Source organism: Thalassolituus sp. (genome assembly GCF_984348125.1).
Window position 1 is genome coordinate 44,815 of record NZ_CFHJLR010000015.1, and the last position, 22,324, is coordinate 67,138.

At 52.5% G+C, this 22,324-nt stretch carries 22 protein-coding genes; 6 read left to right on the forward strand and 16 right to left on the reverse strand.

Annotation, left to right across the window (positions count from 1 at the left end; all coding sequences use genetic code 11):
* Positions 1–20 precede the first annotated feature (20 nt).
* Positions 21–1,751 (forward strand): bifunctional protein-serine/threonine kinase/phosphatase, encoded by a 1,731-nt coding sequence (locus tag AC5E51_RS11650; protein WP_068435632.1) that lies wholly within the window; start codon positions 21–23, stop codon positions 1,749–1,751.
* Between the two features lie 34 nt (positions 1,752–1,785).
* Here AC5E51_RS11650 and AC5E51_RS11655 read toward each other — a convergent pair whose 3' ends face one another.
* The 7 genes from AC5E51_RS11655 to AC5E51_RS11685 all read right to left on the reverse strand — a co-directional run bounded on the left by AC5E51_RS11655 (position 1,786) and on the right by AC5E51_RS11685 (position 11,130).
* Positions 1,786–2,577: a carbon-nitrogen hydrolase family protein gene (locus AC5E51_RS11655; protein WP_491778616.1), complete on the reverse strand. Its 792-nt coding sequence runs from the start codon at positions 2,575–2,577 to the stop codon at positions 1,786–1,788.
* Positions 2,577–6,569, reverse strand: a complete 3,993-nt coding sequence (locus AC5E51_RS11660) for a YhdP family protein (protein WP_491778617.1) — start codon at positions 6,567–6,569, stop codon at positions 2,577–2,579. Before AC5E51_RS11660 ends, AC5E51_RS11655 begins: the two co-directional genes overlap by 1 nt.
* Positions 6,570–6,580: 11 nt before the next feature.
* Positions 6,581–8,032: a ribonuclease G gene (gene rng / locus AC5E51_RS11665; RefSeq protein WP_068435642.1), complete on the reverse strand. Its 1,452-nt coding sequence runs from the start codon at positions 8,030–8,032 to the stop codon at positions 6,581–6,583.
* Positions 8,033–8,034: 2 nt separating this feature from the next.
* Complete coding sequence (locus AC5E51_RS11670; RefSeq protein ID WP_301378314.1) at positions 8,035–8,610, reverse strand: Maf family protein; 576 nt, start codon at positions 8,608–8,610, stop codon at positions 8,035–8,037.
* A complete protein-coding gene (gene mreD, locus AC5E51_RS11675) occupies positions 8,607–9,086 on the reverse strand; it encodes a rod shape-determining protein MreD (RefSeq protein ID WP_287027305.1) in 480 nt (159 codons plus the stop codon). Before mreD ends, AC5E51_RS11670 begins: the two co-directional genes overlap by 4 nt.
* Positions 9,083–9,928, reverse strand: coding sequence for a rod shape-determining protein MreC (gene mreC / locus AC5E51_RS11680; RefSeq protein ID WP_301181718.1), 846 nt, complete (start codon positions 9,926–9,928; stop codon positions 9,083–9,085). The genes mreD and mreC overlap by 4 nt, the downstream gene beginning before the upstream one ends.
* Before the next feature lie 164 nt (positions 9,929–10,092).
* Entirely contained in the window at positions 10,093–11,130 is a 1,038-nt protein-coding gene (locus AC5E51_RS11685) for a rod shape-determining protein (protein WP_068435621.1), read from the reverse strand.
* Positions 11,131–11,261: 131 nt separating this feature from the next.
* Here AC5E51_RS11685 and gatC point away from each other — a divergent pair, with 131 nt between their 5' ends.
* The 3 genes from gatC to gatB are packed head-to-tail and all read left to right on the forward strand — an operon-like array spanning position 11,262 to position 14,510.
* Positions 11,262–11,549: an Asp-tRNA(Asn)/Glu-tRNA(Gln) amidotransferase subunit GatC gene (gene gatC / locus AC5E51_RS11690; RefSeq protein ID WP_488046669.1), complete on the forward strand. Its 288-nt coding sequence runs from the start codon at positions 11,262–11,264 to the stop codon at positions 11,547–11,549.
* Positions 11,550–11,591: 42 nt separating this feature from the next.
* Positions 11,592–13,046, forward strand: coding sequence for an Asp-tRNA(Asn)/Glu-tRNA(Gln) amidotransferase subunit GatA (gatA, locus tag AC5E51_RS11695; protein WP_491778618.1), 1,455 nt, complete (start codon positions 11,592–11,594; stop codon positions 13,044–13,046).
* Positions 13,047–13,058: 12 nt separating this feature from the next.
* Entirely contained in the window at positions 13,059–14,510 is a 1,452-nt protein-coding gene (gene gatB, locus AC5E51_RS11700; RefSeq protein ID WP_491778629.1) for an Asp-tRNA(Asn)/Glu-tRNA(Gln) amidotransferase subunit GatB, read from the forward strand.
* Positions 14,511–14,671: 161 nt separating this feature from the next.
* Here the strand turns inward: gatB and AC5E51_RS11705 are convergent, their stop codons facing one another.
* Entirely contained in the window at positions 14,672–15,082 is a 411-nt protein-coding gene (locus AC5E51_RS11705) for a hypothetical protein (RefSeq protein ID WP_491778619.1), read from the reverse strand.
* A 338-nt stretch (positions 15,083–15,420) separates the two neighbouring features.
* On the opposite strand from AC5E51_RS11705, the gene AC5E51_RS11710 reads away from it, so the two are divergent.
* Positions 15,421–15,894 (forward strand): MaoC family dehydratase, encoded by a 474-nt coding sequence (locus AC5E51_RS11710; RefSeq protein WP_301387378.1) that lies wholly within the window; start codon positions 15,421–15,423, stop codon positions 15,892–15,894.
* A gap of 10 nt (positions 15,895–15,904) precedes the next feature.
* On the opposite strand, the gene AC5E51_RS11715 is transcribed toward AC5E51_RS11710, so the two are convergent.
* Complete coding sequence (locus tag AC5E51_RS11715; protein ID WP_297530717.1) at positions 15,905–16,258, reverse strand: hypothetical protein; 354 nt, start codon at positions 16,256–16,258, stop codon at positions 15,905–15,907.
* On the reverse strand, positions 16,255–17,262 hold the full coding sequence (locus AC5E51_RS11720) for a hypothetical protein (protein ID WP_491778620.1): 1,008 nt from the start codon (positions 17,260–17,262) through the stop codon (positions 16,255–16,257). Before AC5E51_RS11720 ends, AC5E51_RS11715 begins: the two co-directional genes overlap by 4 nt.
* A 233-nt stretch (positions 17,263–17,495) precedes the next feature.
* Between AC5E51_RS11720 and AC5E51_RS11725 the strand changes: the two genes are divergently transcribed.
* A complete protein-coding gene (locus AC5E51_RS11725) occupies positions 17,496–17,933 on the forward strand; it encodes a hypothetical protein (RefSeq protein WP_491778621.1) in 438 nt (145 codons plus the stop codon).
* A gap of 27 nt (positions 17,934–17,960) precedes the next feature.
* Here AC5E51_RS11725 and AC5E51_RS11730 read toward each other — a convergent pair whose 3' ends face one another.
* The 6 genes from AC5E51_RS11730 to petA all read right to left on the reverse strand — a co-directional run bounded on the left by AC5E51_RS11730 (position 17,961) and on the right by petA (position 22,186).
* Positions 17,961–18,311, reverse strand: a complete 351-nt coding sequence (locus AC5E51_RS11730) for a DUF4112 domain-containing protein (protein WP_076516366.1) — start codon at positions 18,309–18,311, stop codon at positions 17,961–17,963.
* Between the two features lie 114 nt (positions 18,312–18,425).
* Positions 18,426–18,842 carry a ClpXP protease specificity-enhancing factor gene (locus tag AC5E51_RS11735; RefSeq protein ID WP_175607906.1) on the reverse strand — a complete coding sequence of 139 codons (417 nt, stop codon included), beginning with the start codon at positions 18,840–18,842 and terminating at the stop codon, positions 18,426–18,428.
* 13 nt (positions 18,843–18,855) lie between these two features.
* Positions 18,856–19,482: a stringent starvation protein SspA gene (gene sspA / locus AC5E51_RS11740; protein WP_068443856.1), complete on the reverse strand. Its 627-nt coding sequence runs from the start codon at positions 19,480–19,482 to the stop codon at positions 18,856–18,858.
* Positions 19,483–19,594: 112 nt separating this feature from the next.
* Complete coding sequence (locus AC5E51_RS11745; RefSeq protein ID WP_297530727.1) at positions 19,595–20,350, reverse strand: cytochrome c1; 756 nt, start codon at positions 20,348–20,350, stop codon at positions 19,595–19,597.
* 13 nt (positions 20,351–20,363) lie between these two features.
* Positions 20,364–21,590: a cytochrome b gene (locus tag AC5E51_RS11750; protein WP_297530729.1), complete on the reverse strand. Its 1,227-nt coding sequence runs from the start codon at positions 21,588–21,590 to the stop codon at positions 20,364–20,366.
* Positions 21,590–22,186, reverse strand: a complete 597-nt coding sequence (gene petA / locus AC5E51_RS11755; RefSeq protein WP_076516362.1) for a ubiquinol-cytochrome c reductase iron-sulfur subunit — start codon at positions 22,184–22,186, stop codon at positions 21,590–21,592. Before petA ends, AC5E51_RS11750 begins: the two co-directional genes overlap by 1 nt.
* Positions 22,187–22,324: the final 138 nt, after the last annotated feature.

Consider the following 22,324-nt stretch of genomic DNA (forward strand, 5'->3'; position numbering starts at 1 on the left):
TTTTTCTGCGAGGCAACACCATGTCAGAGCAGCTGAAAGTCAGCACAGGGCAATGCAGCGATAAAGGCGTCAAAGCCATTAACCAGGACTTTCACGCCGTTCACACACCAACGCTCCCTCTTCTCGAAAGCAAAGGCGTAGCCATGGCTCTCGCCGATGGCATCAGTAGCAGCAACGTCAGTCATGACGCCAGCGCTACCGCTGTTCAGAGCTTTCTCAGTGACTATTTCAGCACCTCAGAAGCATGGACAGTAAAGACCTCGGGGCTAAGGGTACTGGAGGCAACAAACTCATGGCTACATGCACAAGCCAGAAGAAACCTGAGAAGCTACGACCCGAATAAAGGCTATGTCTGCACCTTTAATGGGTTAGTTATTAAATCCCGTACCGCCCACATTTTTCACGTCGGTGACAGCCGTGTTTACCGTGTTGCAGATAAACAGCTGGAACAACTGACCACAGACCATCGTTTTTATACCTCCGAAGACCAAAGCTACCTGACCCGTGCCTTAGGCATGGATACCCAGCTAGAAATTGATTATCTGTCTCTGTCAGTCAATGTCGGTGATATCTTTATCAGTGCTACCGATGGCATTTATGAGTTCGTCAGCGACGAGCTGGTCATCAGTACGATCAATAAATATTCATCGGATCTTGATCGTGCCGCACGAGAAATCCTCGAAGCCGCACGGGATAACAACAGTGACGACAACCTGACGATCCAGATTTTACGTATTGATCACCTGCTTGATCAGAATAAAGAGGATGTTCATCAACAGCTCACCGAACTTCCCTTTCCTCCTTCTCTGAAGGCGCGCGATGAGTTCGACGGCTATAACATTCTGCGCAAGATACACAGCAGCCCACGCAGCCATGTATATCTTGCAAAAGACACAGAGACAGAACAAACGCTGATTCTGAAAACGCCATCCGGTGAGCTGCGTGACAACACGGCGTACCTTGAACGCTTTCTGCTGGAAGACTGGATTGCCAGAAGAATAGACAGCCCTTACGTAGTTCGTCCGGGGCCATCGCATCGGGTGCGCAACTTTATTTACGTCACCACCGAATACATCGAAGGCCAGACACTTGACCAGTGGATGCGTGATCATCCGGAGCCGACCCTCGAACAGGTCCGGGAAATTATGGAACAGGCCGCCCGTGGCGTTCAGGCCTTTCACCGCCTGGAAATGCTGCATCAGGACCTTAAACCCGATAATTTAATGATCGGCAATGATGGCACCGTGCGAATTCTGGACTTTGGCTCGACGCAGGTAGCAGGCATCACCGAAATAGATACACCGCTCGAGCGCCTGACGTTACTTGGCACGGCTCAATACTCCGCCCCGGAATATTTTCTGGGAGCACAGGGCTCTACAGAATCCGATGTGTACGCTCTCGGTGCAATTACTTACGAACTACTGACCGGGCGCTTACCGTACGGCTCAGATGTCGCCCGCATCACCAAACGTAAGGACCTGAATAAACTGCACTACACCTCTGTGCGAAGTTGCGGACGTGCTATTCCCGTCTGGGTTGATGAGGCGATTAAAAAGGCGGTCCACCCTAAACGAGCGATGCGCTACAAAGAACCGGCTGAATTTATTTATGATCTGAGAAATCCGAATTCAGTCTACCTTCAGAAATCACGCCCACCGGTGATGGAGCGAGATCCGGTCAGGTTCTGGCAAGGGGTTTCTTTTATCTTACTGATATTAGTTCTCGGCCTGCTCTACGAACGACTGGTCTGACGATGACATCAAGGCCAGTCGCTTAAAGTACTCACTATGGACGAGTGAGTGGCATTTTCTTTCTGAGGTCTTCCAACACTTTCAGATCCACGTCGGCAACAATCACACCCGGCGACTCATGGAGCATTCCCAGTGATTCACCCCAGGGGTCAATAATCATCGAGTGCCCCCAAGTGCGGCGTTTGTCGTCATGCCAGCCACACTGGTTAGCCGCGAGTACATAACATTGCGTTTCGATGGCCCGGGCCTTCAACAGAATTTCCCAGTGCGCCTCGCCCGTAGTATGTGTAAAGGCGGCTGGCACAAGAATAATATCTGCACCGGCGTCACGCAGAGCCTGATACTGTTCAGGGAAGCGTAGATCAAAACAAATCGTCAGACCGATATTGCCGACAGGTGTTTCGATATTGACGATGTCACTGCCCGAAGAAAAGGTATCAGACTCCCGGTAGCTTCCCTGAGCATCCCCTACGTCGACATCAAATAAATGAATTTTATCGTAGCGTTTAACTAACTCGCCTTCCGGGTTAAACACCAGTGACGCAGAACGAACACGGGCGTCATCACCCGGGGCTGGCTGAGGAACAGCACCAGCCACCAGCCACAACGAATGGGTGGCAGCCTGAGCTGCCAGCCAGTCCAGTGTTGCGCTGTCTTCAGCAAGCTCCTGATAATAATCACTGTTCATGCTCAGGCACATTTCGGGCAGAAGCACGAGATCTGCCCCCTGAGAAGCTGCTTCAGAAATCAACACCGACAGCGCCCGTTTATTCTTTTCCGGATCACTGACGCTGGTGCATTGCACCGCTGCAATTCTGCCTGTCATCAGTCATCTCCTCCCAAGCCAAAAATACTCAGTACGCGATCCATAAAGCCCCGGCTCTTTTTGCCCTCAACGTCATTATCGAAGGCTTTATTCAGTTTTACGTCCGGCTCCTGCCAGGTCCCGGAGATGGTATAACTTGCACTGGTAAAGCGCTCCAATTCGTCACCGATGAGTCGTTCGGTGACGTAGATAGATGCGGCGACGGGTGGTGCAAAACCCGCCAGTACGGCGACCAGAGGTAAGGTATTAGTCACGGGAAAGGTCACCGCCAGCTTCATATCTAGCTCAGTGGTATTCAGGTCTGTCATACCCGAGGTCAGGAATTTACCGCCCGGACCATCAACAGTAATAGGCTCACTTAACGTCAGCACACCCTGCTCGATAGTCGCTGCACCTTTCATGGTATCGAATGCCAGCCCCGAGCCTACAAGGTCAGAAAAGTCGAGACGAAGACGCCGGAAAATAGAATTGAAATTCAATGCACCGAAGGCTTTCAGAGCCGCCGCTCCTTCTGCATTCACACGTCCGTTCGTAATACGGAAATTGGCTTTGCCATTTAACGTTTCGGTGTCAAAACCAGCGGGCGAGCCAATCCAGTCGAGGCTGAATTTGCCAGTGAGTTTATCGCCCTCAACCACAGGTTGCAGACGGAAGGCGCGCTGAATATCGGCGACCTTACTCGCACGGACATCAAACTCCGTCATACGCGTTGCATGCTGACCTTCGCGTAAAACCCAGTCCAGTGTTCCCTGAAGTTTAATCCCCTTCATGTCACTGTCGAGAACCTGCAAGCTCAACCCGGATGGAATCGGACGCGTTGTCGCCTGCCAACGACCAAAGTTACGAGTACCGTAATAAAGCTCCTGAATCGTGATATCCATAGCGCTGACATCTGCCGGGATAAACTCCGCCATCGGGTCTGTACTTTGTGAAGCAGTTGCTGAAGTTTCGGCCGCTGCAGACGCAATCGTTTGTTCAGGCACCGGTTCCTGGGGCTCAGGTACGTGCACAAAGTCCATCAACAGAACCAGAGGATCATTGTCGTCTTCGCGGATAACGACCGTGCCCCGAGCAACTTCATTAGCGAGCTGGATCGTCCACTCACCAAACTCCTGGCCGCCCGAAACACGAGTAGCTCCGATCGGAATATCCCATGCATCGAGTGAGTCGATAGTCAGCTCAACCGAACTGACCGGGTTGGTATTCCCAAGCGTATTTTCAGGAAGCTCGGTCGGTAAACCCTGAGCCAGCGCCCGGGCATCTGCTTTTTCCACCAGCAGCATCATACGATCCCAGACATCCCACCAGTCTGAGACATTCACCGTTCCCGGAACCCGGCCTGTAATATCAATGCCAGGGCTATCATCAATACGCGCTTCGCCACCACCCAGCACCACTTCACCTGTGGTTACACCCGCGTCATCGAGTCGCACCGACGTACTCAGTAAATCGTCATAATTCACTGAAACGTCAATGGTATCTCCCGGTGTCACAAGGGCTGTGAGACGACGCTTATCTTCCGATACTTTACCCATAGGTGCAGGCAGGGAGACCTCTGTGCCCTGCAAGTCGGACTCAATCAGGAGGTTAAACGGATTGTCTTCAGCGGGGTCAATACCCAGGCTGGCGCGATAGCTCAACTGGCCTTTTACCGGGTCGAGTAAAAATAAATCCGCCCATTGTTTAAACGATTGCCAGTCAGCGCTACCAGAGGCATCGCCATCAATCCGATAACTGTCGCCGGTAGCGACCGAATTAATATCCAGCGTAAACTCGCCACCAAAAGTACGTCCACTGAGTTTGTCGGCGAATAAACCGGTATCGGTATCAAACGTCAGCGCACCATTCAGATCGCTGAATTTCAGGTCTGCAGACGTGAGCGTAATGCCGGTATTCTGGAGCACACTGCGCAGCTCAACATCGGGCGTAGCATCTTCGTCACCAAGAATCATCGACAGACTGAGATCGGTTGCTGCTGAGCCTGTAGCCAGCCAATCATCAAGAGATCGATCAATCAGATCCGCCAGTGGTGTCTCCTGCAAATAGAGTAACGCCTCACTGCTGTCACCTTCGATATGACCATTAAGGGATAGCTCGGTACCCGCACGGGTGTCGCGTAATTTAACCCGCGCCCCCGGACTCAGTTGCCCACCCAAAGTGCGCCCTTCATCAATCCATGCATCCAGATCAGGGCTGTCGAGAAATACACGTCCTTTAACACCAGCCACCGAAGGCCAGCCATCCAGATAATCGATGGTGGCGTTATCGGCTTCGAGATAAAGCTGCGTAGTCAGACCGTTGTCTGGAATATCGCCCCCGATAACGCCGTTCAATACAAAGCCGACTTGAGAAGCTGTTCCTCCTCGCAAGGAATCATCGAGCCACTCATTAATGGACGGGTCGAGCATGTCGGGAACCAGGTCTTCCTGTAAGCGGATATCCGCCTTATCAATCCCAAGTATCAAGGCAAGGTGACTTTCTACATCCGTATCGCGTCGCGGCAGGCGAATCGCAAGGTCGCCATGAACACGGGCATCACGCAGTCCGGCGTCGAGGTCGACCAGTCGTAGATTGAAAAGCTCCGGCTGAATATCCCAATAGAAGCTCGCAGAGGCGTCAGTCAGATCCCAGGTCGGATTGTAGACGCCATCAAGGTGCATACTGAGGGAAGGGTCATCAATATGAGCGACGCCACCCTGCGGCTGCAAGTGCAGATGCCCATCGGCACCAGTAAAGGCCGGAATACCAATAAACGCTTTGGTCGAGATGTCGCTCAGGTCTGCCCGGATATCGACACCACGTTCACCTGTCTCAGCCACTTCAGGCACCAGACTGATGCGTACGCTTTCTGCCAATCCTTCAGGTTCAAGGTTCTCGATATACCGGCTGAAACGTTCGGGCAGCAAGTTGTAATCCAGTATGAAATTACTGACGTCCTGAAGGTCGGCACGAGGAATACCTATGTGCCAGCCACGCTCGTCATCGAGTTGAACTGAGCTAAGGCGCAGTTCGTTTAACGGCAGATTCTGCGTGAATTCCTGACGAATGCTCAGGTGCCAGTCTTCATCACTGCGCTCGCCTGAGATTTCCAGCTGCCCGTCTGTCAGCACAAGCTGCTTAGCCGGTGCATCCAACATTAATTCCGGTACTTCACCACGCACATAGATAGAATCGAGGTCGCCATTAGCAATCGACAACCACCCTTCCATACTGCCACGCAATGACGGCAACGAGAGTTCCCGCGGCAGGTCTTCCGGAATCCAGCGGGTCCACTGCTGTTCATCGGCACGCAGATAAATCTGACCTTCCTGATCGTCCCACGGCCACAACGGGCCCTTCAGCTGGGCGCCCACATACACATCGGCAATTTCTTCACGCCCCCAGGCAACGTCACCTTCAAGTGCATGCTGCTCACCCCGGTTACGCCACAACACCTTACGGATCAGGAGCGTTTCCGAACCACTACTGCGGGCATTGGTAATTTCCCAATCACTGAGAATCACAGCCTGCTGATAGCCCAACCATTCAAGCCAGCGCGGTGTCGCTTTTTTATCGGCCTTATCTGTCTTTGGGTCGGTAATATTTGAGGTATTAATTAAGGGCCGCTCACCCAGAAATAACTGGCCGTCTTCATTCTCAGTCAGAGGCGCACGCACGTTTTCGACAAGAATGCGCTTAAAAACGGGGGAGAAATAAAATGCAGTAGCGCTGATATCCAGTTCGGCTTCAATGCGCCCAACACTAAGGGTCTCATCTTCGCCACCCACCTGAATATCTTCCAGACGCACGACCGGTGACAGAAGATTCCAGTCACCTTGAAGAGTACCAACGCTGACGGGCAAGCCTAGCTGCTGTTGCAACAGCGCCTCAAGCTCAGGCTTCTGAGTTTCAATCAGCGGAATTAACTGTCGGCCGAGACTGGTATAAAAGGCGAGCAGCACTGTGGCTACCACCAGAGTTATCCATAACTGAGTCCAGACTGAGCGCAACATCAGTACACCTGTTACTGCAGGACGATGTCGTACTGATCCTGCGTATACTGGGCTTCGACCTGCAACTTAATTGCCTTGCCAATAAACGCTTCAAGATCAGCCATTCCATGACTGTCTTCATCTAACAGGCGATCGACCACCTGCTGACTCGCCAGAACGAGATAAGTCCCTGCTTCGTACGCGCGCTCTTCACGCAGAATTTCACGGAATATTTCATAGCAGACGGTCTCTGCTGTTTTAACCACACCACGACCATCACAGGCCTGGCAGGTTTCCATCAGCATGTGCTCAAGAGACTCACGGGTACGCTTACGCGTCATCTCCACCAGCCCTAATTCAGACACACCGCTGATCTTGGTTTTGGTGTGATCTTTCTCCAGCACCTTCTCGAGCATACGCAGCACCTGACGCTGATGTTCAGTGTCGGTCATATCGATAAAATCGAGAATGATAATGCCGCCCAGGTTACGCAAACGAACCTGACGACCGATGGCGGTTGCCGCTTCAAGATTGGTTTTAAAAATCGTTTCTTCGAGATTACGGCGACCGACAAAACCACCCGTGTTCACATCAATGGTGGTCATGGCTTCCGTCTGATCAATCACCAGATAGCCGCCTGATTTCAGGGGCACTTTGCGTTCAAGGGCACGCTGAATTTCATCTTCCACACTGTAGAGGTCAAAGATCGGACGCGGCCCCGGATAGTATTCGATTTTCTCAGCAACCTCTGGCACATACTGCTGACAGAACTGTTCGATTTTCTGGAACGTCTCGCGGGAGTCAATCAACAGCTTGCTGGTTTCTGGACGGGACAGGTCACGAATCGTCCGCAGCGACAGAGGCAGTTCGTCGTATACAAGGCTGGGTGGCTTGTTGTCCGCGATACGCTCCTGCAGTTTTCGCCACAAGCGACGCAGGTAGCTGGTATCTGCACCGATTTCTTCTTCGCCCACACCTTCGGCCGCGGTACGCAGAATAAATCCGGCCTCCCCGGTGAGGCCCTCGACTTCCATACTGTCTTTCACCAGCTGCTTGAGTCGATCACGCTCACCATTTTCTTCGATTTTCTGCGAAATACCGACATGCACCGAACCCGGCATAAACACCAGATAGCGCGAAGGAATCGAGAGTTGAGTAGTCAAGCGGGCACCTTTGGTACCGATCGGATCTTTTGTCACCTGAACGACCAGCGACTGACCTTCGTGCACCAGCTGGTTAATCGGCGTATTGGCGTCGCCATCACCGATTTCAGCGGCATGAATAAACGCCGCCCTTTCAAGACCGATATCGACAAACGCGGCCTGCATACCCGGCAGTACCCGCACCACCTTGCCCTTGTAGATATTACCTACCAGGCCACGATGATTTTCACGCTCGATAAAGATTTCCTGCAGTACACCGTTTTCCACTACACCGACGCGTGTCTCTGTCGGTGTGACGTTCATTAAAATCTCTGCGTTCACATTCATAATTCTTCTGTATGCCAGACAGGCACATCAAATTCATTTAACAGGGCGGCGGTCTCGGTCAGCGGCAGGCCGACCACGTTGCTATAACTACCAGAAATGCCTGCCACCAGAATGGCGCCCATCCCCTGAATTCCATAACTTCCTGCCTTATCGGCAGGTTCTCCGGTCGCGACATAACGCGCTATTTCTTCATCACTTAATGACCGGAAGGTGACTTCAGTCGCCACACTAATCACTTTCTCTCTGTCGCCCTTAACCACAGCGACGGCACTGAGCACCTGATGAGTCTGACCGGAAAGCCGCTGCAACGTTTCTTCAGCTTCACGATTATTGACAGGTTTTCCGAGAATTTCCCCGGAGAAGATCACACTGGTGTCTGATCCAAGAATCACTTCCTGCGAATGCCCTTCTGCGACTTTTCTGGCTTTCTCCAATGCCATGCGTTCGACATAGGCCACGGCAGGCTCATCAGCAAAAGGAGTTTCATCGATATCCGCCGCCTGAATACGAAAACGTACACCGATCTGCGTCAGCAACTCCCGACGCCTTGGCGATGAAGACGCGAGAATCATGAAGACTCCATGCGTTGCAGCGAGCGATAACCAATCACGTAAACCCAGGGCCAGAGTACGGCCGTGGTCAGAGCCGGAGCGAGCAGCATGATCGGAGTCGCATCTTCGCGCATCACCGCCAGTGACCAGTAATGAATAATCTGCTCTGCCAGTACCATTAAAAAGAGCACAGCGGCCTGCTGGAGCACGTTAAACAGATACATGCGGCGATACAGCAACTGCAGCAAATACACGTGCATCGCCACCAGCAACACATGGAGCCCGAGTAGCGTACCTTTCTCAACATCCAACATCAGGCCCAGCGGTATAGCCAGCCACACGCCAAATACAGAGGGCGCCGCAAGAACAGCAGCCGTCACAACCAGCATTACCCAGGCCGGCTGGAACCAGTCGACCATGGCAGGCAGAGGCAGATGCTCAAGTACAAAAGCCACGAACAGCATGATCATAACGTACACAATACTGTGCAATTTCATTCTTCATTCCTCCACAACTGCTCAGGGGGAACGCGTCCGGCTTCGTCGGTAAACACCAAAAGCAGATGGCGGCTGCGATCGAGCTTTGCCGTCGGTTCTGCCGTCACAGTCGCGAACGACTCACCCGGCGTATTACGAATGCTGCTGACGGTCGCGACCGGATACCCTTTAGGATAACGTCCGCCAAGACCCGAGCTGACCAACATATCACCAACCTTGATATCAGCCGTATTAGGGACATAAATCAGCTCCAGCTCGTTCAGGGCGCCAGTGCCCGTCGCAATCGCACGCACACCATTGCGGTTTACCTGCACGGGTACGGCGTGGTTGGAATCCGCGATCATCAACACCCGCGAAGAAAATGGCAGCACATCAATGACCTGCCCCAGCAGCCCATAAGCATCAAGTACTGGCTGCCCGACAAACACACCGTCGCTGCCGCCTTTATCAATCAGAATCTGCTGAGTGTAAGGGTCAGGATCAACGGCCGTGACCGAAGTAACCAGGACTTTGTCGTCGACCTGGTCGGAAGCCGACAGAAGTTCGCGCAGAGACATGTTCTCCGCCTCAAGAGAGGCCATGCGCTGTGCTTTACGCTCAAGAACAAGGTTTCGTGCAGAGAGGACTTTGTTTTCTTTCAGAAGCTCACGCCGTAACGTCGCATTTTCGCTCATCCATTCGGCTACCGAAAGAGGAATAACCGCCGTCTGACGGGCCGGCGCAATCAGGTAGCCGACACCATAACGCACGGAATCGAGCCAGGAATATTGGTTATCCACCCACATGAGCACAAGGCAAAACACTGCGATCAGGCCGACTCGCTGTCCTTGGAATGGGGGCACCTGAAACTGAGCTTTAATGACGCTGCCTCACTCGTTGAAATATCATGCCCAACTATACCGTCTGGCCCGGATACGGAAAAGAAAAAGGGGCCTGACGGCCCCTTTCTACAGATATATGTGCAAAGAACGCTGCGAATGCATTCTTAACAGGCCCGGAAACCGGATCACTCAAGCGCCGCCATGGCCAACTGCTGCTCGGTCGCGTTCTCCAGGAACTTACCACCACCGCGTGCAACACAGGTCAGCGGGTCATCAGCAACAATCACTGGCAGGCCCGTTTCTTCGCTCAGCAGTTTATCGAGGTCACGCAACAGTGCACCACCGCCGGTCAGAACCATGCCACGCTCAGCAACGTCTGAAGACAGCTCAGGTGGTGATTGCTCAAGCGCACCTTTAACCGCCTGAACGATCTGCGCCAGAGACTCCTGCAGAGCTTCGAGAATTTCGTTTGAATTCAGCGTAAAGCTACGTGGAATACCTTCTGCCAGGTTGCGACCGCGAACATCGATTTCACGGACTTCACCGCCAGGGTAAGCCGTTCCGATTTCCTGCTTGATGCGCTCAGCAGTCGCTTCACCGATCAGACTGCCGTAGTGCTTACGCACGTAAGCCACAATCGCTTCATCGAAGCGGTCACCACCGACTTTCACAGATTCGGCGTAAACCACACCACTCAGAGAAATGATCGCAATCTCAGTAGTACCACCACCGATATCAACAACCATCGAACCGCGTGCTTCATCAACCGGCAGGCCAGCACCAATCGCTGCGGCCATCGGTTCGTAAATCAGATACGCCTTGCTCGCACCGGCATTAATCACGGAATCACGAATCGCACGGCGCTCGACTTTGGTAGCCTGGAACGGCACACACACCACAACACGTGGGCTTGGCGGCATCAGGCTGCGCTCGTGCACCTGCTTGATAAACAGTTCGAGCATTTTTTCAGTGACTTCAAAGTCGGCAATGACGCCGTCTTTGAGCGGGCGAATCGCCTGAATATTTCCGGGCGTACGGCCCAGCATGCGCTTCGCATCGGCACCGACGGCCTGTACTGATTTACCATTAGGCTGAGTCCGGATGGCAACCACTGACGGTTCATTCAGGACAATTCCCTTATCTCTCATGTAAATCAGGGTGTTGGCGGTTCCCAGGTCGATAGACAGATCACTGGAGAACAGGCCACGGAGCTTCTTAAACATCCACCGGGTTCCCGTAAACAAATATGGCAAAAAATTGCCGTAACTCTAGCAATGGCGGGGATTTAGGGCAAGGGACATTTGTGGTAGTCTCGCCCACTTATATATTCGTTCGTATTCATTGGAGTAAACCCATGGCTCTGGATCAGGATCAGGTTCGCAAAATTGCCAGCCTTGCCCGCCTGCAGATCGACGACGGTCAGATAGCCGAATATCAGACCAATCTGACCAATATTCTCGACCTGGTAGACCAGCTTTCTGCTGCCGATACCGATGGTGTCGACCCGATGGCTCACCCGCTTGATGCGGTTCAGCGCCTGCGCGCCGACGTAGTGACCGAAGAAAATCAGCGCGAGAACTTCCAGAAAATTGCACCAGCCACCGAGCAAGGTCACTACCTTGTGCCTCGAGTAGTTGAATAAGGCCCGGCCACTAACTGGGCAGTTGCCTCCAGGACATTGAGAATGCACAACAAAACTATTGCTGAGATTTCACGCGATCTCGCCGCCGGAGAATACTCCAGCACCGAAATCACGACCGACCTGCTGTCGCGGGTTAAAGACCTCGATAAAGGCCTCAACAGCTTTATCACCGTCACCGAAGAACAAGCACTCGCGCAAGCGAAAGCCGCCGATGAGCGCCGTGCCGCGGGTAACGCGACCCCATGGACAGGCGTACCGATGGCGCACAAAGATATTTTCTGCACCAAAGGCGTATTGACCACCTGCGGTTCAAAAATGCTGAGCAACTTTGAAGCCCCCTACGACGCAACCGTGGTCGAGAACTTCAATAACGCCGGCGCCGTTTCACTGGGTAAAACCAACATGGACGAATTCGCCATGGGGTCATCCAACGAAACCTCTTACTTCGGCCCGGTGAAAAACCCATGGGATACCGACCGCGTACCCGGCGGTTCATCCGGTGGTTCGGCCGCAGCCGTTGCAGCTCGTTTAGTACCGGGTGCAACAGCAACCGATACCGGTGGTTCAATCCGTCAGCCTGCTGCCCTCTGTGGTATTACTGGCCTGAAGCCAACCTACGGACGCGTATCTCGCTGGGGCATGATTGCCTTCGCATCCAGCCTTGATCAGGCCGGCACCATGACCCGCACCGTCGAAGACTCCGCCATGATGATGAATGTGATGGCCAGCTTCGATAAGAAAGACTCCACCTGTGTTGAGCGCGACGTGCCGGATTACACCAGCACGCTCAACGACAGCATTGAAGGCATAACCATCGGCCTGCCAACTGAATATTTCCGCGACGACATCAGCGCCGAAATGCAGCAGCAGGTACGCAACGCCATCGCCGAATACGAAAAAATGGGCGCCAAAGTGAAAGAGATTTCACTGCCGAACACCCACCTCTCTGTGCCGACTTACTACGTAGTTGCACCGGCCGAGTGTTCAGCCAACCTGTCTCGTATGGATGGTGTTCGTTTCGGTTATCGCTGCGAAGATCCGAAAGACATCGAAGACCTCTACTGCCGCTCACGTGGTGAAGGCTTCGGTAATGAGGTTAAGCGCCGCATTATGGTCGGTGCCTACGCACTGTCTGCAGGCTTCTACGATGCCTACTACAAAAAAGCGCAACAGGTTCGCCGCCTGATTAAAAATGATTTTGTCGAAGCCTTTAAAGACGTCGACGTCATCATGAGCCCGACCTCACCGACGCCAGCATTTAAGTTTGGTGAGAAAACCGACGACCCAGTCGCCATGTACCTCGAAGATATCTTTACCATCGCAACCAACCTGGCCGGTCTGCCGGGGATGTCTGTGCCATGCGGCCAGGTAAACAACCTGCCAGTGGGCCTGCAACTGATTGGTAACTACTTCGACGAAGCTCGCATCCTGAACGCTGGTCATAAATTCCAGCAAGCGACTGATTGGCACCTGAAAGCTCCACAGGGCATTGAATAAGAGAGGTTTATGATGGAATGGGAAGTCGTAATTGGCCTTGAGATTCATGCTCAGCTGGCCACCAAGTCTAAGATTTTTTCCGGCGCTTCGACCGCATACGGTGCCGAAGCCAACACTCAGGCCTGCGCTGTCGACCTGGGTCTGCCGGGCGTACTGCCGGTATTTAACGAAGAAGCACTGCGCATGGCTGTGAAGTTCGGCCTCGCGATTGATGCCGAAATCGGCCTGAAAAGTGTCTTCGACCGTAAAAACTATTTTTACCCGGATTCACCTAAGGGCTACCAGACGACTCAGCTGCACCACCCGATCGTTGGCATGGGGCACATTGATATCGAACTGGACGACGGCGAAACCCGCCGTATTAACGTAACCCGCGCACACCTCGAAGAAGACGCAGGTAAATCTGTGCACGAAGGCTTCAGCGGTATGTCAGGCATCGACCTGAACCGTGCCGGTACGCCACTGATCGAAATCGTTTCTGAGCCAGAACTGCGTACGGCTAAAGAAGCTGCGGCCTACTTCAAAAAGATGCACAGCATCGTGACCTACTTAGGTGTGTGCGACGGCGACCTGTCGCAAGGCTCCATGCGTTGTGACTGTAACGTATCTCTGCGCCCAAAAGGTCAGGAAGAGTTCGGTACCCGTACCGAAATTAAAAACGTAAACAGCTTCCGTAACGTAGAACGCGCAATCAACGCCGAAATCGAACGTCAGATGGACATCCTCGAAGACGGTGGCGTCATCCTGCAGGAAACCCGCCTGTACGATGCAGACAAAAATGAAACCCGCGCCATGCGCTCTAAAGAAGTAGAGAACGACTACCGCTACTTCCCGTGCCCGGACCTGCTGCCTGTCATCATTGATCAGGAGTACGTCGACGCCGTAAAAGAAACGCTGCCAGAACTGCCTGATGCCAAGAAAGCACGTTTCGAAAACGACCACGGCCTGTCAGACACAGACGCCGCCGTACTGGCCGCCAACCGTGACCTCGCAGACTTCTTTGAAACCGCAGCGAAAATCGCTGGCGACTACAAACTGGCTGCCAACTGGGTACAGGGTGATGTGTCTGCTGCACTGAACCGCCTCGAAGTCGGCATCAACGAACTGAACATCACGGCAGAGCAACTGGGCCGCATTCTGCAATTAATTAAGGACAGCACCCTTAACAACGGTGGCGCGAAAGAAGTCTTTAATGCTCTGGTTGAAGGTAAAGGCGACGATGTGGATAGCCTCGTTGATTCACTCGGCCTGAAACAAGTCTCTGACACCGGCGCGATTGAAGAAATCGTAGCTCAGGTACTGGCCGACAACCCAAAACTGGTGGAAGGCTACCTGGCAACTCCAGAAGAAAAACGCGGTAAAGCCATGGGGCCATTTATTGGCCTGACGCGTAAAGCCGCGAAAGGGGTGAACCCGCAGGTGGTGATGGAAGTGCTGAAGAAGAAGCTTGAGGAACTGGGCTGATTCTTAAGTGATAAAAACGGGAGCTCTGGCCCCCGTTTTTGTTTTGGAAGGCCGAGAAGGAAGTGCTAGTGTAGAGGAAAATCCCGAATAGCCCCCGGCTGATTCGCTCCTGCATACATACCGTGGCATCGGGGATAAGATCCCCTCCTACATATCAGCTCTTAACTTGCGGCCAAACTCTCACGCACTCGCTTGTGATACTCCAGAACATTCATCACTGCGATGTTCTCTGCCGAGTAATCGCCGTCTTTAAAAAGCGGTGTTGTAAACCCGAAGCATTCATTTGTATTCAAAGTTAAGCCCGCCTCTGACAGTGCAGCTTGAGCATCCAGGTGATACCAGTCGTCGCCTAAGGCTACATCAACGGGCGGAAGGCCGTATTCCTTGATCTCTTCGGTGACAGTCATCACTTCACCATCGGTGACCGAGATCATCACGAATTCGCCATCCGGCAATTCTAAAAACACATCGCCCATCGGGGTAATGTCGAGAACTGCCGCATCGGCTGGTAACTCCCACAGAGCTTTGATGCCGTCTGAGGTTTGGGTGTCATAACCGACTTTGTATTTCATAGAGTTCACCGCTGGGTAATAGATTCGCAAGATGTATTGCCATTCTACACGGGTCTCTGGCAAGTCGCTTTCCACTCGGGGCCGTGTGCCGCAAGGACGCGGCACCCGAGCCTCCAGGGATGGATCTACGGCGTGCCCCGAGAGGAAAGCGGCTTGTCACAAGCTCAACAATCGCGAACAACCGGCGCATGAATGTCGGGGGTATGACCCCTTCCTACAAGCTACCGATTCATCTCTTTATCAGAGCACCAACAAAGACGACGATCCCGTGCCTTACGTCATCGCCTTTTCATCTGATCGCGTTAACCTGACTCCTGACCTTATCGCGGAGCAGTGTTATGTCATCGACGATCAATCATGCCTATTCTTCACTGAGTATCGGGGACAGCGACCAGTTAACCCATACAGTCACGGAAGGCGACGTGCGCCTGTTTGCTGCCTCCAGCGGCGATAACAACCCTGTTCACCTCGATCACGATTACGCAGAGCACTCCCGTTTCGGCGGTGTTATTGCGCACGGCATGTACTCGGGCGTTCTTATCTCCCGAATGCTGGGCACTCAGTTTCCGGGGCCCGGCACCATTTACCTGTCGCAAACGCTCAACTTCAGAGCACCTGTGCGACCGGGAGATACGTTAACTGTGAACGTGAAGGTGATAGCACTTCACGAACACAAGCCGGTCGTTACCCTCGCTTGCACAGTGATAAACCAGAACGATGAGCTGGTGACCGACGGAGAATCCGTGGTGTTAGTTCCTAAAGACGCGAAGGAGGTAGAAATGCCGGTGCTACCGAGGTTTGAGGAAATTTAGACTCGACTTATCAACGGCTGGGAATAAAGAAATAGCCAACAAAGGCTGTAAAGGCAAAGCCATAAGAAGACACGATCAGAAGCAAAGCCATTCGACGGTCACTAGTATTTGCAACAGATCGATACTTAATCATATTAACATAAGGTCCATTTTCTAATCGTTTGACCCACCACTCAGGCACAGCGATAACGGTAGCGACGGCTAAAACTCTTAAGCCTAAAATATCCACGGCCTCTTCAGGCCTATCACCAACAACTCGTCGAGACATGTTTCTGAAGTTGATTCTACTAAAGGACAACCAAGTTACTGCGGTAGCGAGCAAAAAACCGCACCACACAATAGCCAGAACTTCAAAAATCGTCACTTTGACATATCCCACGCAGCATCAGAAACCGCTTCACCAAAGTCACTACCAACTTTACTAGCCAGATAACCAACCCCTAAGCTGACCATGAATATTGCCCCCAGAACACCCCAGCCAACCGGACCGGCTATGGATATCAAGCCAAAATACGCCGCTTTACCTGCAAACAGCCCTGCTGCAGTGCCTGCGCCGAACCCAGTCACCTCTCGCGCACCAGCACGCATCCAGTCACCACCCTCTTCAGCGATACCCATAACTTCCGTCGTCCGAAATACGCCATCGGCAACAATCGTCGCTGTACCGAGCCCATTGATCAGCTTACCCATCTTCGCAATCTGGCTGGCCTGTAGCTGCCCTTCAACGTTTAACCGGATATCCGGCTTAGTCGCTCTCGGTTTTCGCTTCGCCAGAGTAATGCCACGCTCCGCGTTGCTGAACGCTGTGCCGCGGTTTTTGGCGCGGTGGGCAGCCGGTGAAAAACTCTGAAGCTCGATAGCATAGCGCTTCGCCAGTTCAGCATAGGCAATACGCACCGAGCGCTTGGCTTCGATAATGCGCTGACCTTGCCCACGTCCGTATTTACCAGACTCCACAAGACTACGTAGATTGTTAAGCGACTTCTGATAGGTAACGACGGCTTTTTCAAAGTTGTTCAGTCTTGCGAAAGCCGCCGTCGACCCCGCATTAATAGCAGCATTCAACTGTGCCATGTTCTCATCGCCAAAATAACGATCGAGAAACGCGGCCAGAACGGCAGTTTCATCACCGCACGCTTCCGCGACACCCGCAATACACTGACGTTCAGCAGGTGCTACCCGGTTCAGTTGATTACGGACACTGACCGACAGACTGTCGGACTCAAGGCTGAAAACGGTAGAACGTGGCAACGATGTGCCCGGCATAACCTGGTTTGCCGTACACAGTTGTTGAGTATCATCGGAGCTCAGTCCATGCAGTACATCTGATGCTTTGGCAGGCTCTTTGAGGAAAAGTAGTTCAGGCACAATGTCTTCCCTGGTCAAGTGCTTATTCTGGCAATTATGCATGAGGGCCATAGCAGTCTCAATGTAAGCCTGAATGTCAGGCTCAAGTCTGCTTGATGCCTGTGATGCTAACCTGTTCTATTGCTATCGCGAATAGCCTTCGGCTGATTCGCTCCCACAACGCAGCAATATCACTTCTACACACACGGGCGTTGCCTGATTACACTGATGACCTTTAGTAAAAGGGTTCTGTTATGTCTGCCGCGGTTATTTCTATTCTGTCTGCTGGTGTGTTCTTTCTTTTTGGTCTGATCACTGGGGTGATCAAGTATCAGCAGATCGTTGCTTCACCAAAGGGGCGTGCTCACATTTATATCGATGTGTGTCACCGAGCGTCTTTAATGTATGCGTTTGCCTGCGTGCTGATCTATCAGTTTGTTCTGATCAGTGAGTTAGCCGATTGGCTAGAGGTATTAGCGGTCATACTTCTGGTGGGGTATTTTGCCACTGCGGTAATCAGTTACTTTATCCACGGAATAAAACAAGACACACGCAATCAGTTGCATCTGTCAGACGGAGAGAAGCCGACCTTTGTTCATAAGTCGATTCCTGTCTATATGTGGACACTGATCGCGGCGGAAATCGGTGGTTTTCTGATCTTGTTCTATGGGGTTGTTATCGCTCTGGTGTAGCAGAGCTATAACTTCGCTCAGTGAATACTACTGTCGTTCTTCCAGAAACTTACGCAGCAGTTTTGCGTTTCGAAGGTTGGCTTTAAAGCCAATATCGAATAGGTCACCGATCAGTGGTATTGCACCAATCACGGTATCGACAGCTATGTTCATCACCATACGGAATTTCAGCCAGAAGCCAGCCCCTGATCTGTGCGCAAGAACGACAGGATAGAGCGCCATAAGGAAAGACGCACCATCACCTATCCCGGGTAGCAAACCAATAATTCCATCGAGACCGATAGAAAAGCGTGTAAACGGAATCCTGAACTGCGCATCCATCATGCGCGCAAACCGCTCTACCTGCTTAAGGCGTTCAAGATCTTCCGGTGTTGCCACGTTATGCCTCGTTCTTTAATTCAGTAAAATTACGACAGTGTAAAACCCGGTTTAGTTTTAAGCAGGCATTAAAAAACCGCCCGTAGGCGGTTTGTGTGCACTCACTTAACGCTGTTATTTAACAACCTTGAGTGACGGACGACCAGAACCTGATGAATCAGACTTGCTCGTTTTCTCCGGCTTACCTGGAGGAGGCGGTGGATCATCCGGATCAGGCGCGCCGGCCTCAGACCCGAACACCATGCCCTGACCGTTTTCCTTGGCGTATATCGCCAGGATCGCAATCAGGGGCACATAGATATCCATCGGAACACCACCGAAGCGTGCATTAAATGACAGCCCATCCTGATTGATCAGCAGACTGCGTACTGCAGATGGGCTGATGTTCAGCACGATCTGTCCGTTGTTTACGTAATCGTCAGGAACCTGAACATTGGGGAGCCCGGCATCAACCAGCACATACGGTGTGCAGTCGTTGTCGAGGATCCATTCATTCAGCGCCCGCATCAGATACGGACGGCTGGGTGTCATCTTATCTTTCATATCAGTCGCGCATCTCGCGTTCAGCTTCAGACAGTGATGCCTGGAAGCTTTCGCGCTCGAACAAACGCTCCATGTACTGAATCAATGGCTTGCACTGCTTTTCAGGCAGCTCGATACCAAGCTGCGGCAGACGCCACAGGATAGGAGCGACACAGCAATCTACAATTGAGAACTCTTCGCTCATGAAGAACGGCATCTCAGTGAAGATAGGAGTCGTCGCAACCAGGCTGTCAGTCAGTGCTTTACGCGCCTTGTCTGCATCCTTTGGTTTGCCGGTCAGGATAGTTTCGATCAGACCACACCAGTCGCGTTCGATGCGGTGCATCCACAGACGGCTCTGCGCACGCGCTACCGGATATACTGGCAGCAGTGGCGGGTGAGGAAAACGCTCATCGAGGTATTCCATCATTACGTTTGGCTCATACAGAACCAGCTCACGGTCTACCAGGGTTGGCAGGCTGTTGTACGGGTTCAGTGTGGCCAGATCTTCTGGCTTGTTATCCGGGTCGATATCGTGAATATCAACCGTAACGCCTTTCTCGGCGAGTACGATGCGTACACGGTGGCTGTAGTGATCAGCCGCATCGGATAAGAACGTCATGGAAGAGCGCTTGGCTACAACTCCCATAGTTTCCTCTCTTTTATAACTGCGAATAGTTAATTGGACACGGCCTGAAACGAATACAGCCCGACCGCTGTTTAAGGCGGTCGGGCTCTGACTCAGGCTCAATTAAGCGAAATTACTTAATATCGCGCCAGAACTCTTTGTTCAGGAAGTATACCGGTACAAAGAAGATGGCCAGGAACAGCAGAACCCACCAACCGAGACGCTCACGCTCAACAGCGATTGGCTCAGCCATGTAAACCATGAAGTTTACGAGGTCGTAGACCAGCTTGTCATACTCATCAGCAGACAGCGTGCCTTCTTCTTCGATGTACAGGACATGCTCTTTTTCGACCATGATAGGCTGACCAGTCAGAGTGTCGAAACCCTCTTCAACCAGTGCAGTACCCAGTACCTGATTACCCTGCAGCTCTGCCAGAACGTGTGGCATACCTACATCTTTGAAGACAACGTTGTTAACGCCCCATGGACGGCTGTCGTCTTCGTAGAAGCTGCGCAGGTAGGTGTACAGCCAGTCAGGACGGCGTACACGTGCAACCAGTGTCAGATCCGGAGGCGTAGCACCGAACCAACGCTTAGAATCTACCTGATCCATTGCGATGGTCATCTTGTCACCGAACTTTTTGTCGGCGAATACAAGGTTTTCCATCATCAGTTCTTCTGGAATATCCAGATCTTTCGCTACACGGTTGTAACGGGCGTGCTCCATAGAGTGACAGCCCATGCAGTAGTTAGCGAAAGTCTGAGCACCACGCTGCAGTGACGCTTTGTCATGCAGGTCAGTCAGGTGCTCATCCAGTGGAACGCTGCTGCCAGCAGCCAGTGCGAGCGCAGGGACGAAGGCAGCAACCAGTGCAAATATCTTTTTCATGCCCAGTTTCATCTTAGTGGCCTCCAGTTACGCGCTCAGGGACAGGCTTGGTTTTCTCGAACTTCGGTGCCAGTGGCAGGAAGACGAAGTAACCAAAGTAGATAACAGATGCGATCTGAGCGATCAGAGTCAGAAGCTCAGTTGCAGGCTGTGTACCCAACCAGGTCAGCAGTGCGAAGTTGAAGCCAAAGATCACGATGTAGATACGGCTAACGATACCTTTGTAGCGCCAGCTGCGTACCGGGCTACGATCCAGCCAAGGCAGTACAAACAGTACAGCGATAGCAGCACCCATAGCGATTACACCCAGCAGCTTATCCGGAACCGCACGCAGGATGGCGTAGAACGCACCGAAGTACCATACAGGGGCAATGTGCTCAGGAGTCTTCAGACCGTTTGCAGGCTCGAAGTTAGCGTATTCCAGCATGAAGCCGTTACCTTCAGGGAAGAAGAACAGCACAGTACAGAACACCATCAGGAAGACCACAATACCCACCAGATCGTGAACGGTGTAGTAAGGGTGGAACGGGATGCCGTCGAGTGGCTTACCGTTTTCGTCTTTATGTTTCTTGATATCAACGCCGTCTGGGTTGTTAGAGCCTACTTCGTGCAGCGCCAGCAGGTGCATAACAACGAGAGCGACAATGACCAGAGGTACAGCAACAACGTGCAGAGCGAAGAAGCGGTTCAGAGTAGCGCCTGAAATCAGGAAGTCACCACGAATCCACTCAGTCAGCAGGTCGCCGTATGGCATAACAGAGAACAGAGAAATAATTACCTGTGCACCCCAGTAGGACATCTGGCCCCATGGTAGTACGTAACCCATGAAGGCTTCAGCCATCAGGGCCAGGTAGATCAGCATACCGAAGATCCAGATCAGCTCACGTGGCTTCTGGTATGACCCGTACAGAATCGCACGCATCATGTGGAGGTATACTGCAACGAAGAAGAAGGTCGCGCCGGTGGAGTGCATGTAGCGGATCAGCCAGCCCCACTCTACGTCACGCATGATGTATTCAACAGATGCGAAAGCAGCTTCAGCGCTTGGCGTGAACTGCATGGTCAGCCAGATACCCGTCAGGATCTGGTTAACAAGCATGAGCATAGAAAGTACGCCGAAGAAGTACCAGAAGTTGAAGTTCTTCGGTGCATAGTACTTAGACATATGCTTTTCATAGGTCTGGGTAACCGGCAGACGGTCGTCGATCCAGGCCATGATTTTATTGGTGTTCTGGCTCATTACGCGTTCTCCTCATCAACACCGACCACGACTACGTTGTCGCTCTCGAACATGTAGGCAGGGACAACCAGGTTGTCAGACGCCGGAGAACCACCGTATACACGGCCAGACAGGTCGAAGCGCGAACCGTGACATGGGCAGAACCAACCACCCTGCCAGTTTGGATCAAACGGCTGAGGCTCAACTTCAGGTACATACTTAGGTGCACAACCCAGGTGAGTACATACACCCAGCAGAACGATCAGCTCAGGCTTGCGGGAACGGTAAACGTTGTCAGCGTATTCAGGCTGCTGCGCTTTATTAGCGTTCTCAGGATCTTTCAACCGGCCAGCGAGGCCTTCCAGAGTGTTCAGCATGTCTTCGGTACGGCGGGCGACATACACCGGCTTACCACGCCATTCAGCGGTGACCATTGCACCTGGCTCAACTTTGCTGACATCGATCTTCGCCGGAGCACCTGCTGCCTTTGCTTTTTCGCTTGGCATCCAGGACTTAACGAAGGGCACCGCAAGGAAGCCAGCACCGACAGCACCGACACCGGCAGTAGCGCCGACCAGCAGAGTACGCCGGGCCTTATTAACGCCGTCTTGACTCATTACCATCTTCTCCCATCATTTAAATTCTTATGCAGCTACACGACCTGCGCTAGTTGTACATAATTTATACAGATCAAGCGTAGCATACAGGGCGGCGCACATAATAGAGAAAACAGGGTCAGGAAACAACCAGAAATA